Origin of the sequence: Ciceribacter lividus (assembly GCF_003337715.1) — a bacterium.
Taxonomy (GTDB): Bacteria; Pseudomonadota; Alphaproteobacteria; order Rhizobiales; family Rhizobiaceae; genus Allorhizobium; species Allorhizobium lividum.
The window spans coordinates 125726-138146 of sequence record NZ_QPIX01000003.1 but is presented as its reverse complement, the minus strand read 5'-3'; the positions used below and the strand labels follow the sequence as shown (position 1 = coordinate 138146).

Below are 12421 nucleotides of genomic sequence, written 5' to 3'. Positions count from 1 at the left end.
CAGAAGCATGCAGGCCGGGGAATACCGAGGGGAGCCGAACGGCGCCACCCGTCGGGTGGTGACTGCGCGTCCAGACGGCGGCAAGGCCGCCGCTGACGCCGGTGTTTCGCATGCCTTCCAGACCGAGGCGCGGGCACTGCGCCAACTCGGCTTCTCCAAGCCTTTCATCAAAAGCATGGCACGGCGGGCACACGCAAACGGAAGCACTATAGAACAGGAACTGCTCGCCGAAGGCAGCGTCGATGAGCAGACCTATTACGCGGCGATCGCACGGCTGCTTGGCCTGCCGTTCCTGGAGGAAATATCGCCCGACCAAGTCATGGATCGCCCGGCGCTGGATGTGCTCCTGCAGCGTCCGACCCTCCTGCGCCTGCATTCCCCGGACAAAGCGCCGTTGACCGCCATCGCGCCGGAGGCCCGTCACCTTGCAGACCTCGCCGAGAGGTTCGTCCACCATCCGACCCTCAGGGCAGCGCTGACTGTCGCATCGGCCTCCTCTATTCGCCGAGCCGTCTGGCAAGCGGGCGCAGCACGTAGGGTCGCGACCGTTTCGAACGCGCTGTTCGAAGAGACCCCGCAGCATTCGGCCCGTATCGTCATGACCGGTCGACAAGGCTTCGTCGCCGGCGCATTCCTGACCGGCGGCGTGGCCGCGCTGCTGCTCGCCTCCGGACCGGTCGCACTGGCGCTTCACGTACTGCTGTCGTCTCTCTACTTCGCAGCAATGGTCTTGCGACTGGGAGCACTCTTCCATCCTCGTGGTCGCGATATCCTGCCCGAAGCCCTGATCGCGGACGGCCCGCTACCGATCTACTCGATCCTGGTGGCGCTCTATCGCGAAGCGCCGATCGCAGGCCAATTGATCGCTGCCCTGGAGCGACTCGACTGGCCTCCCTCCCGGCTGGATATCAAGCTCGTTTGCGAGGCGGACGACCACGAGACCATCGAGGCGATCCGCAAGCTGCGGCCGGGATCGCATATGGAAATCGTCGTCGTACCGCCAGGCGGACCGCGTACCAAGCCCAAGGCGCTTCTCTATGCCCTCGCCGGCACGCGCGGCGACTATCTCGCAATATACGATGCCGAAGATCGTCCGCATCCGGGTCAGTTGAAGGAGGCCTATGCCCGTTTTCAGACGGCTGCCCCCGAGGTAACCTGCCTGCAGGCGCCGCTCATCATCACCAACATGCGTGAATCCTGCATCAGCACGGTCTTCGCGCTCGAATACGCGGCACTCTTTCGTGGCTTGCTGCCGCTTCTCGCCCGCTATCGCATGCCATTGCCACTCGGCGGCACCTCCAATCATTTCCGCACAGCCGCACTGCGTGCCGCAGGCGGTTGGGACCCATACAATGTCACCGAGGACGCCGACCTCGGCATGCGGCTCTACCGCCTCGGCTACCGGTCCGAGACGATCCGCCGGCACACATTCGAAGATGCGCCGATCAGAGCGCGGGTCTGGCTCGGACAAAGGACACGTTGGTTCAAGGGCTGGCTGCAAACGTGGCTGGTGGTGATGCGCGATCCCGGACGTGCCCGCCGCGAGATGGGAACCGGGGCGTTCGTCGTCTTTCAACTGCTGATCGGAGGCATGCTGGTCTCATCGCTTGGACACCCTGCAATCCTCGTCTTCTTCACCACTTCGGCGATCGCAATGCTTCAGAGCCCCGCCGAACACATCCATCCGCTGAAAAACCTGCTTTTCGGCATCGACGCGATGAACATCTTCGGCAGCTACAGCATTTTTCTCGGGCTCGGCGTCTCCGCAATGATCGAATACGAGCGACGCCTTCTCGGCTGGCGCTGGCTTGCGATACCCGTCTATTGGATGATGGTCTCCTATGCGGCCTGGCGTGCCGCCTTCGAACTGAGGGAGAGACCTTTCTTCTGGAACAAGACGCCACATGAGCCGCGCCCTGTCACGATGCCGGCGGCCACCCCTCCCCCGGCTGCAGCCGACTGCACCGGTGTTAACCCCGAAAGCGGGCAGGCTTGACTGTCAGAGACACAGCCACACAGGATGCGTGAATGCTGGGCGTGATCTGCGACATACCGGCTACCAGGGGGCGGCATGAGTGAAGAACAGGCAAAATCCGGCTGGGGAACGTGGAAACGCGTGCCCGGTGCCGTTTGGACGATCGGTTTCGTCTCGCTGTTCATGGATGTCTCCTCGGAGATGATCCACGCGCTGCTGCCTCTCTATCTTGTCGGCGCGCTCGGAGCATCAACCCTCACCGTCGGCGTCATCGAAGGGATCGCCGAGGCGACTGCTTCCGTTACCAAGGTGTTTTCCGGCGCTCTCAGCGACTGGCTCGGAAAACGCAAGCTGCTCGCTGCCTTCGGGTACACCCTCGCGGCGGTGACCAAGCCCATTTTCCCGCTTGCGCCGAGTATCGGATGGCTGGTTGCTGCGCGCTTTATCGATCGGATTGGCAAGGGCATCCGCGGGGCACCGCGCGACGCGCTGGTTGCCGACATCACATCTCCGGAACTCCGGGGCGCAAGCTTCGGGCTCAGGCAGTCGCTGGACACCCTCGGTGCGCTGCTGGGGCCGCTCTTCGCCATCCTCTTCATGTGGATCTTCAGCGACAACTTCACGGCGGTCTTCTGGATCGCCGTCGTTCCGGCCCTCGTCTCGGCCGGCCTCATCACGTTCGCCGTGAAAGAGCCGCCAAACATTGCGGCACGGCGGACCGCACGCATGCCGCTTCGCCGGGCCGAACTCGTTCGTCTCGGAGCAGCCTACTGGAAAATCGTCGCGGTCGCGACGGCCTTCACTCTGGCGCGTTTCAGCGAAGCCTTCCTGGTGCTCAAGGGGCAGGACATCGGTCTTCCCATTGTATTCGTTCCGCTGGTGATGGTGATCATGAACATTGCCTACGCGCTTTCCGCCTATCCTGTCGGCGCACTGTCGGACCGGGTGAACCGCATGACGCTGCTGGTGGCCGGGCTTTTCCTGCTGCTTGTTGCAGACATTGTCCTGGCATTCAGCTCCGGCTTTGCCGGACTGGCCGCCGGGGCAACGCTCTGGGGCTTGCATATGGGGTTTACCCAGGGGCTGCTCTCGGCGCTGGTTGCCGATACCGCCCCACCCGAACTGCGCGGTACGGCGTTCGGCATGTTCAACCTGATCACCGGGATGGCGCTGCTTGCGGCGAGCATGATCGCCGGTGGCCTATGGGACCTCGCCGGCGCCGAGGGCACGTTCCTGGGCGGTGCCGTATTCACGCTCTGCACGCTGCTCGGCCTCGCCGCCTTGCAGATCCGGCAACGCGGAAGACGCCCGGAACAAAGGAACGATGCCGGATAAGGGAGAAGCTGGAGCGGGTGAAGGGAATCGAACCCTCGTATTCAGCTTGGGAAGCTGCTGCTCTACCATTGAGCTACACCCGCGACAGGGGCACAAATCCAACAGATCCCCCGGTCTGTCAAGTGTGAAGAACCTGCACAGCGACGCTTTGCCTATCACGCGCCAAAGCCACCAAGTTTTTACTTTCACGGGGCAATGTGGCGGCGACTGCCAGACATCCGGATTGCCACCATGCCCTTCTTCCGCCGCCTTCTCGAATCGAACCGTTTCGAAACGGCCATCACCGTCCTGATCCTGTTGAACGCGCTTACCCTGGGGCTCGAGACCTCGCCCGTCCTCTGGGCTCGCTACGGATCCCTGCTCTACGCGATCGACCACACCCTTCTTGCGATCTTCGTCCTCGAGATCCTGGCACGACTTGCCGTTTACCGCAGCCGCTTCTTCCACGACCCCTGGCGGGTCTTCGACCTCCTCGTCATCGCCATCTCGATCGTTCCGGCGACGGAAACGGTCTCGATCCTGCGAGCCATGCGCGTCCTGCGCCTCTTCCGGCTGATCTCCGTCGTGCCCTCGATGCGGCGCGTCGTCGGCGGGCTCTTCTCGGCACTCCCGGGCATGGGGTCGATCTTCCTCCTGCTGGGGCTCGTCTTCTACGTCTCCTCGGTCGCCGCAACGAAGCTGTTCGCCACGGATTTTCCTGAGCTTTTCGGCAATATCGGCAAGTCCGCCTTCACGCTTTTCCAGGTCATGACGCTCGAAGGCTGGACCGGCGACGTCGTGCGTCCGGTGATGGCGCTTCACCCACTCGCCTGGGTCTTCTTCATCCCGTTCATCGTCGCGACGTCCTTCACGGTCCTCAATCTCTTCATCGGGATCATCGTCTCGTCCATGCAGGCCGAGCATGAGATTCCGAGCGCAGGGGACCAGGAAGACCTCAAGGAGAGCCAGGATCTCATCCTTGCGGAACTGAGAGAACTGCGAAGTGAAGTCGCGGCGTTACGGCGCGCGTCAGCCAACCCGGAAATGCTTGGACAGCTTTAGTCCCTGCGCCTGGTAGCTGGAGCCAAGGCCGGTGCCATACAGGCCTGCCGGACGCTCCTGCATGTGCTCGTAAACCAACCGCCCGATCACCTGTCCATGTTCCAGGATGAACGGCACCTCGTGGCTGCGGACTTCGAGCACGGCGCGGCTGCCGGCACCGCCTGCACCGGCATGACCAAAGCCCGGATCGAAGAAGCCCGCATAGTGCACGCGGAATTCACCGACGAGAGGATCATAGGGAGTCATCTCCGCCGCGAAGAGCGGCGGCACGTGGACGGCCTCCCGAGAAACGAGGATGTAGAACTCGTCCGGATCGAGGATCAGTTCGTCGCGCCCGCGGCTGTAGAGCGGTTCCCAGAAATCGAGCACATCATGGGCCGCCTTGCGGTCGACGTCGATCACGGACGTATGATGCTTGCCGCGATAGCCGATCAAGCCGTCGGGACCACTGCCCTTCAGATCGATCGACAGCGCGATGCCACCACCCGAGACATTCGGGACCTCACTCGCAACGAGCGTCTCCGCCTTGTGCAGATCGAGCAGTTCGGTGTCGCTCAGCAGCGAGTGGCCGACGCGGAACCTGATCTGAGACAGGCGCGATCCGCGCCGGACGATGACCGGGAACGTCCGCGGGCTGATCTCGAGATAGAGAGGCCCGCGGTAGCCGGCGGGAATCTTGTCGAACTCCTGGGCGTGATCGACCATCACGCGGGTGAATATGTCGAGCCGTCCGGTCGAGCTCTTGGGATTGGCCGAGGCCGACATGTCCTGCGGCAGGTCGAGGCTTTCCATCAGCGGCACGATGTAGACGCAGCCTGTCTCCAGCACGGCCCCGTTCTCAAGATCGATCTCGTGCAGCGTCAGGCGTTCGAGCTTGTCGGCGACCTTGTGCTCGCGACCAGGCATGAAGCTCGCACGAACACGCAACGCCTTCGAGCCGAGGCGCAGGTCGAGGCTTGCCGGTTGCACCTGGTCGGCGTCGAGGGGCGCCTCGCTTTTCAGCCGGCCTTCAGCGAACAGCGCGTCGATGGCGCGATCCGCCAGGATACCCGTGGTCCTTGTCATCTTGTCTCATCCCGTTTGGCCCGACAAAACCAAAGTCGAGGAATTGACGCAAGCCCGGGATCGGCGTATGGCAAGCTTATCCCGTGGTGATTTGGCCGGTCGGCTTGCAGCCACGTTAAACAAATGGCTAAAGAGACCGGGTGCTAGAAACCGGTCCGATGTCGCGACCGGTTTTTTTGTGTTTGAAAGGCTGAAAGGCATGAGCAAGAACTGGCGTCCGGCAACCCAACTCGTCCATGGTGGAACTCTCCGCTCGCCCTACGGCGAAACGTCGGAAGCAATCTTCCTGACCCAGGGCTTCGTCTACGAAAGCTCGGAAGCGGCCGAAGCCCGCTTCAAGGGCGAGGACGACGGCTACATCTACGCTCGCTACGGCAGCCCGACCAACGACATGTTCGAAAAGCGCATGTGCCTGCTGGAAGGCGCCGAAGACGCCCGCGCCATGGCCTCGGGCATGGCCGCCGTTGCGGCCGCCGTGCTGTGCCAGGTGAAGGCCGGTGACCATATCGTCGCCGCCCGCGCCCTGTTCGGTTCGTGTCGCTATGTCGTCGACACACTTGCGCCGCGCTATGGCGTGGAATGCACGCTGGTGGACGGTCGGGACCTGAAGAACTGGGAGGCGGCGATCCGCCCGAACACCAGGGTGATGTTCCTCGAAAGCCCGACCAACCCGACGCTCGAAGTGGTCGACATCGCCGGCGTGGCCAAGCTGGCCAACCAGGTCGGCGCCACGCTCATCGTCGACAATGTCTTCGCCACCCCCCTCTTCCAGAAGCCGCTCGAACTCGGCGCCCATGTCGTCGTCTATTCGGCCACCAAGCATATCGACGGACAGGGCCGCTGCCTCGGTGGCGTCGTGCTCTCGTCGAAGGACTGGATCACCGAGAACCTGCAGGACTATTTCCGCCACACCGGCCCGGCCATGTCGCCGTTCAATGCCTGGACGCTGCTGAAAGGCGTCGAGACACTGCCGCTGCGCGTCAAGCAGCAGACGGCGAATGCCTCGGCGATCGCCGACTTCCTGGCCGAGCAGCCGCAGGTCGCCAAGGTGATCTATCCGGGCCGTGCCGACCATCCGCAGGCCGACATCGTCGCCAAGCAGATGACCGGTGGCTCGACGCTGGTCGCCTTCGAAATGAAGGGCGGCAAGGACGCGGCCTTCAAGCTGCAAAACGCGCTGGACATCGTCAAGATTTCCAACAATCTCGGCGACGCCAAGAGCCTGATCACCCATCCGGCCACCACGACGCACAAGAACCTGACCGACGAGGCACGCGCCGAACTCGGCATGTCCGGGGGCACGGTGCGCCTTTCCTGCGGCATCGAGGACACCCAGGACCTGCTGGAAGACTTCGCGCAGGCGCTCCGCAAGGTTCCGGCCTGAACCACCTTTCACGCCCTGCTGCCCGGCGCCGCGCGCGTCGGGCAACCGTATCGACGCAACGGATGTCACGGCCTCCCCGTTAGGACTAATTTGACAAAGTCGCGACACTTTGCCTGCTCGGCGCATCCGCATTCCTTGACCGGTGCGGCGAGCTGATAGATATGGTTAGCAAGACATAAAGAAGGTCAACCCTATGTATCGAGCCCTGACGCGGGATATCGAAGTCAGTGTCGAGCCTTACTATCTGGAGGAGCAATCCGATCCGGACGACGGACGATATGTCTGGGGTTATCGGGTGGCAATCACCAATCACTCCGACAGGTCGGTTCGACTGGTGAATCGCTACTGGCACATCACCGATCAAAACGGCCAGGTCGACGAAGTCACCGGGCCGGGCGTCGTCGGCGAGCAACCGCACCTGCAGCCAGGCGATACCTACGAATATTCCTCGGGCTGCCCTCTCGACACACCGTCAGGCGTCATGTTCGGCCACTACCAGATGGAGACTGAGGAGGGTGACCTCTTCGAGGTCGCGATCCCGGCCTTCTCTCTGGACGCGCCGGGCATGTTGCGGGTCCTCAACTGAGGTCGGGTGGACCCAGTACCCAACCGCAATGAAAAACGGCACCGCCAGTCTGGACGGTGCCGTCATCAATTTCAGCCTTCGCGAACCTCGGCCGCTTCATAGCGATAGGTGGTCGAGCAAAATTCGCACGTGACGGTGATCGCGCCGTCTTCCTGGCTCTGCTCGATCTCCTCATCGGAAAAGCTCTTCAGGACGCCCTTCACCTTCTCCCGCGAGCAGCTGCACCGGTCGAAAACCGGCTGTGGCTTGTAAACCCGCACACCGCGTTCATGGAAGAGGCGAAACAGCAGCCGCTCTATGCCGATCTGCGGATCGGTAAGCTCATCCGTGTCGACCGTGTCGACCAGCACCTGCGCTTCCGACCAGGCATCATCCTCAGAGAAGACATGCCCGCCTTCGTCTCCGTCACCGCCGTGCAGATCCCGCTGACGCATCCGCTCCGGCGCTTCCGGCAGGAACTGGGCCATGAGCCCCCCGGCCCGCCAACCGCGGCGGGGATGTCCGTCCTCGTCGCGATCGAAGAACTCGGCGACGCCGAGGCGCACCCGCGTCGGAATCTGTTCCGACTGACGGAAGTAGACCCCGGCGATTTCCTCGAGCGAGGTACCGTCGAGGGGCACGATCCCCTGATAAGGCTGCATGAAGCTGCCCTGATCGATGGTGAATGCGAGCACGCCTTCGCCGAGCAGGGCCTCGGGGGACGTCCTGCCCTCCTCGACCGCGGCCTTCAGCGCATCCTCGTCGAAGCGAGCATAGGCGCGCACGTCCTGCGGCGTCGAGAAGTCGACGACCAGCAGATCCACCGGCCCGTTACCCTTCGTCTGGACGGTAAACTTGCCCTCGAACTTGAGCGAAGTACCGATCAGCACGGTGAGGACCATCGCCTCTGCCAGAAGGCGGGCGACGGGAGCCGGATAGTCGTGCCGGGCGAGAATGGTATTGACCAGCGGGCCGAGTTGCACAGCCCGGCCGCGCACGTCGAGCCCTTCCACCTGGAACGGAACAACGCGGTCATCGCCGGCGAAACCGAATTCGCCGAGTTCAGTGGCCCTGTCTGCCATTATTGTACTCCTTGCGCCGCAGGCGCTTGACTTCCGGGGGGTGCATAGGCCCCCAATTTACCGCTCACATGGGGTCGCTTGGCGAGAAGATCAAGCCGGAGGCTGCAAACCCGGGCAAGCGACGTCAGATCGCACCAAGGCACCAGGCGAGGATCGACTTCTGTGCGTGCAGCCGGTTTTCCGCCTCGTCGAACACGACGGACTGCGGGCCGTCGATCACCTCGTCGGTGACCTCCTCGCCACGATGCGCGGGCAGGCAATGCATGAAGAGGGCGTCGGGCTTTGCGTGCGCCATCAGCGCCCCGTTCACCTGATAGGGCTGGAAGACGTTGTGCCCCCTGGCCTTGTGCTCCTGGTTCATCGAAATCCAGGTATCGGTAATGACGGCGTCAGCACCTTCCACGGCACGCTCCGCCTCGTGGCAAAGCATGACTTCGCCGCCGTTGTCGCGGGCCCAGTTGAGGTACTTGTCATCCGGCTCGGACCCGAGCGGCACGGCCATGTTCATGCGGTAACCGAAGCGGGCGGCGCCCTCGACGAGAGAATGCAGGACATTGTTGCCGTCGCCGGTCCAGGCGAGCGTCTTGCCCTTTACCGGACCGCGATGCTCCTCGAAGGTCATGACGTCGGCCATGATCTGGCAGGGGTGCGTGCTGTCGGTCAGCGCGTTGATGACGGGAACAGTCGCATGCTCTGCCATCTCCAGGAGACGCGAATGATCGGTCGTGCGGATCATGATCGCATCCACGTAACGCGAAAGGACCTTTGCGGTGTCACCGATCGTTTCCGCACGGCCGAGCTGCATTTCCGTGCCCGAAAGGAAGAGTGTCTCACCACCGAGCTGGCGCATGCCGACGTCGAAGGACACGCGCGTGCGCGTCGACGGTTTCTCGAAGATCATCGCAAGCATCTTGCCGGCAAGCGGCTTGTCCGCCGTCCCAGCCTTTGTCGCCTGCTTTCGAGCGCGGGCGTCATCCATGATGGTACGCAAGTCGGCGGACGAAACGGCCGAGAGGTCGAGGAAATGCTTCGGAGATGCCATTGGGAAACCTGTCTGAATTTCTGCTGCTTAGGCTTGCGCCGCCTGCTTTTCGTGGGCGCCATGGACCCGCTCGGCCGCGCGCTCGATCCGCGAGAGGCCCTCGCGCGCTTCTTCGGCGGTCGTGATGAGCGGCGGCAGAAGACGAATGACGTTGTCACCGGCCGGGACACCGAGAATGTGCTCGGCGCGCATTGCCTGCAGCAATTCCGCGTTCGGTACCTTCGCCTTGATGCCGAGCATCAGGCCTTCGCCGCGGATCTCCTCGACGACATCGGGGAAGCGGTCATGGAGTGCCGCCAGTCCCTGCCGGAAGACCAGCGCCACGTCGCGCACATGCTCCAGAAAACCATCGGCGAGAATGACGTCGAGTACGGCATTGCCGACGGCCATCGCCAGCGGATTGCCGCCGTAGGTGGAACCGTGCGTGCCGGCCTTCATTCCGGAAGCAGCTTCCGCCGTGGCAAGGCAGGCGCCCAGCGGAAAGCCGCCGCCGATGCCCTTGGCAACGGCCATGATGTCGGGCGTGATGCCCGCCCACTCATAGGCAAAGAGCTTACCCGTGCGACCGACACCCGACTGAACTTCATCGAGGATCAGGAGAAGCCCCTTGTCGTCGCAGAGCTGGCGAAGTGCCCGCAGGAACTCGTTGGACGCAGTACGGATGCCGCCTTCGCCCTGCACCGGCTCGATAAGGATCGCGGCCGTGTTCTCGGTAATCGCCTCCTTCACCGCCTCGATGTCGCCGAAGGGTATCTGGTCGAAGCCCGGTGCCTTGGGTCCAAAACCTTCGAGGTACTTCGCCTGCCCTCCTGCGGCGATCGTCGCAAGCGTGCGGCCGTGGAAGGCACCTTCGAAGGTGATGATGTGGAACTTTTCCGGGTGCCCCTTCGAGAAGTGATAGCGGCGCGCGGTCTTGATCGCGCATTCCAGCGCCTCGGCGCCCGAGTTGGTGAAGAACACCTTGTCGGCGAAGGTCGCCTCCGTCAGCCGCTTGCCGAGCGTTTCCTGGCCTGGAACCTCGTAGAGGTTCGACAGGTGCCAGACCTTTTCGGCCTGCGCCTTCAACGCATCGACGAGATGCGGGTGGGCATGCCCGAGCGCGTTCACTGCGACGCCGGCCGCGAAATCGAGAAATCGCTCACCATTTTCCGCGATAAGCCAAACCCCTTCGCCGCGCTCGAAACGCAGAGGCGCGCGCAGGTAGGTTTCGTAAAGCGGCGTGGCTTCAGCCATGGTGGAACAGCTCCTTCGCAACCGATCGATGTGAACACGGACCTTCCGGCGTCCCGCAGAAAAGTCCCCGGAAAAATCAAAAATGCCGCCTTTCGGCGGCGGGTGGCACTATCGGCATTTCCCGCTGTGCTGTCAACAAAACTGCGACACGCAAAGGATTTTTGTGATGCGCGAGCGCCGTTCACAGCTTTGATTCTCGCGGCCGGCGAAAGCCAGCAAGTTGGGGAAAACTTGAAAATCGATTCCGCTTGATTCGTCCGACTCTTGTCACGGAGTCAGCGCCACACTAGGTTAAATTTACATTAAAAGATTGCATGCGGCAGAAGTAGTCACCGAAAGTATCGAGGAAGTCTTGTTTCGGATTCGTCCGAAGCAACGGAGACGGATTCTGCCGTTAATATCGCGATGGCGGAGATAATGGCATGAACTGGACAGATGAGCGCGTCGAAAAACTCAAGAGGCTCTGGGCTGAAGGCCTGAGCGCAAGCCAGATCGCCGCGCAGCTCGGCGGCGTCAGCAGAAATGCGGTGATCGGCAAGGTGCATCGCCTCAACCTGCCCGGACGCGCGAAGTCCGGCGGCGGCACGGCACCGGCTCGTACGCCGAAACGTCCGGCACCGGCCCCTCGTCCCTCAAACTTTGCTGCGCGCGTCCCCGCCCGCGCAAACGCCCGTCCGGTAGGCGGAGCGATGCTGAAGGAAGAGGGCCAGATCGATGCCCTGGAGGAAATCCGCGCCGTTCCGGCCTCGAACGTCGTGATACCGATTTCCCGCCGGCTTGGGCTCACCGAACTCACCGAACGCACCTGCAAGTGGCCGATCGGCGATCCGATGAGCGACGAGTTCCACTTCTGCGGCTGCGAGTCACTCGATTCCTCGCCGTACTGCAAGTATCACGCCAAGCTCGCCTATCAGCCGGTCTCCGAGCGCCGCAAGGCGGACCGGTAAGCTTCTGGCCGGAGAAAACGAAAACGGGCCGCGCGGCCCGTTTTTTTTGTGCGTGATGTAATTGGAAATCAGGCTTCCATCGAGTATCCGGCGCCGCGCACGGTGCGGATGACATCCTGCATGTTCGAGAAGTTGAGCGCCTTGCGCAGACGTCCGACGTGGACGTCGACAGTACGTTCGTCGACGTAGATGTCGTGTCCCCAGACGCCATCCAGCAGCTGCGAACGGGAGAAGACACGGCCCGGCGACGTCATCAGGAATTCCAGCAGTCGGAATTCCGTCGGCCCGAGGCGGACCTCGCGGCTCTTGCGATGGACCCGGTGGGTTTCCCTGTCGAGTTCAATGTCGCCGCAGCGAAGAACGCTCGAGAGCATTTCGGGACGGGCACGCCGCAGCATCGCCTTGACGCGCGCCATCAGCTCCGGCGTCGAAAACGGCTTGACGACGTAATCGTCGGCGCCCGTGGCCAGGCCGCGCACGCGTTCGCTCTCCTCGCCGCGCGCCGTCAGCATGATGACAGGCAGGCGTTCGGTCTCCGGTCGCATACGCAGCCTGCGGCAGAGTTCGATCCCCGAGACGCCCGGCAGCATCCAGTCCAGAAGCAGGAGGTCCGGAACCCTTTCCTGGAGGCGCAGCTCTGCTTCGTCGCCGCGCAAAATCGTCTCCACCTCGTAACCTTCGGCTTCCAGATTGTAACGAAGGAGTACGCTCAGCGCCTCCTCGTCTTCGACTACCACTATCCTTGGCTGCAT

The 12421-nt window shown here is 62.8% G+C and carries 11 protein-coding genes, 1 tRNA gene and 1 riboswitch; of the genes, 6 read left to right on the top strand and 6 right to left on the bottom strand.

Features of this window, described 5'->3' with window-relative positions:
• Positions 1-7: 7 nt before the first annotated feature.
• Positions 8-1996 carry a glycosyltransferase family 2 protein gene (locus DFR48_RS06835; RefSeq protein WP_114362440.1) on the top strand — a complete coding sequence of 663 codons (1989 nt, stop codon included), beginning with the start codon at positions 8-10 and terminating at the stop codon, positions 1994-1996.
• 75 nt (positions 1997-2071) lie between these two features.
• Positions 2072-3310, top strand: coding sequence for an MFS transporter (locus DFR48_RS06830; protein WP_114362439.1), 1239 nt, complete (start codon positions 2072-2074; stop codon positions 3308-3310).
• Positions 3311-3319: 9 nt separating this feature from the next.
• Here the strand turns inward: DFR48_RS06830 and DFR48_RS06825 are convergent.
• A tRNA-Gly gene (locus DFR48_RS06825) sits at positions 3320-3393 on the bottom strand.
• 148 nt (positions 3394-3541) lie between these two features.
• On the opposite strand from DFR48_RS06825, the gene DFR48_RS06820 reads away from it, so the two are divergent.
• Positions 3542-4351: an ion transporter gene (locus tag DFR48_RS06820; RefSeq protein ID WP_114362438.1), complete on the top strand. Its 810-nt coding sequence runs from the start codon at positions 3542-3544 to the stop codon at positions 4349-4351.
• Here the strand turns inward: DFR48_RS06820 and DFR48_RS06815 are convergent.
• Entirely contained in the window at positions 4319-5416 is a 1098-nt protein-coding gene (locus DFR48_RS06815; protein ID WP_114362437.1) for a 2'-deoxycytidine 5'-triphosphate deaminase, read from the bottom strand. The two genes, DFR48_RS06820 and DFR48_RS06815, sit on opposite strands and share 33 nt — an antisense overlap.
• Positions 5417-5489: 73 nt before the next feature.
• A riboswitch (SAM riboswitch) is annotated at positions 5490-5568 on the top strand.
• 47 nt (positions 5569-5615) lie between these two features.
• On the opposite strand from DFR48_RS06815, the gene DFR48_RS06810 reads away from it, so the two are divergent.
• A complete protein-coding gene (locus DFR48_RS06810; protein ID WP_114362436.1) occupies positions 5616-6800 on the top strand; it encodes an O-succinylhomoserine sulfhydrylase in 1185 nt (394 codons plus the stop codon).
• A gap of 193 nt (positions 6801-6993) precedes the next feature.
• Complete coding sequence (gene apaG / locus DFR48_RS06805) at positions 6994-7386, top strand: Co2+/Mg2+ efflux protein ApaG (RefSeq protein WP_112685492.1); 393 nt, start codon at positions 6994-6996, stop codon at positions 7384-7386.
• A gap of 71 nt (positions 7387-7457) precedes the next feature.
• Here apaG and DFR48_RS06800 read toward each other — a convergent pair whose 3' ends face one another.
• From DFR48_RS06800 to DFR48_RS06790, 3 genes are all read right to left on the bottom strand, one after another.
• Complete coding sequence (locus DFR48_RS06800) at positions 7458-8447, bottom strand: Hsp33 family molecular chaperone (protein ID WP_114362435.1); 990 nt, start codon at positions 8445-8447, stop codon at positions 7458-7460.
• A 124-nt stretch (positions 8448-8571) separates the two neighbouring features.
• Positions 8572-9489: an ornithine carbamoyltransferase gene (gene argF / locus DFR48_RS06795; protein WP_114362434.1), complete on the bottom strand. Its 918-nt coding sequence runs from the start codon at positions 9487-9489 to the stop codon at positions 8572-8574.
• 27 nt (positions 9490-9516) lie between these two features.
• Entirely contained in the window at positions 9517-10722 is a 1206-nt protein-coding gene (locus tag DFR48_RS06790) for an aspartate aminotransferase family protein (protein WP_114362433.1), read from the bottom strand.
• Positions 10723-11144: 422 nt separating this feature from the next.
• Here DFR48_RS06790 and DFR48_RS06785 point away from each other — a divergent pair, with 422 nt between their 5' ends.
• Entirely contained in the window at positions 11145-11669 is a 525-nt protein-coding gene (locus DFR48_RS06785; RefSeq protein WP_114362432.1) for a GcrA family cell cycle regulator, read from the top strand.
• 68 nt (positions 11670-11737) lie between these two features.
• Here the strand turns inward: DFR48_RS06785 and phoB are convergent, their stop codons facing one another.
• Entirely contained in the window at positions 11738-12421 is a 684-nt protein-coding gene (gene phoB, locus DFR48_RS06780) for a phosphate regulon transcriptional regulator PhoB (protein WP_112685502.1), read from the bottom strand.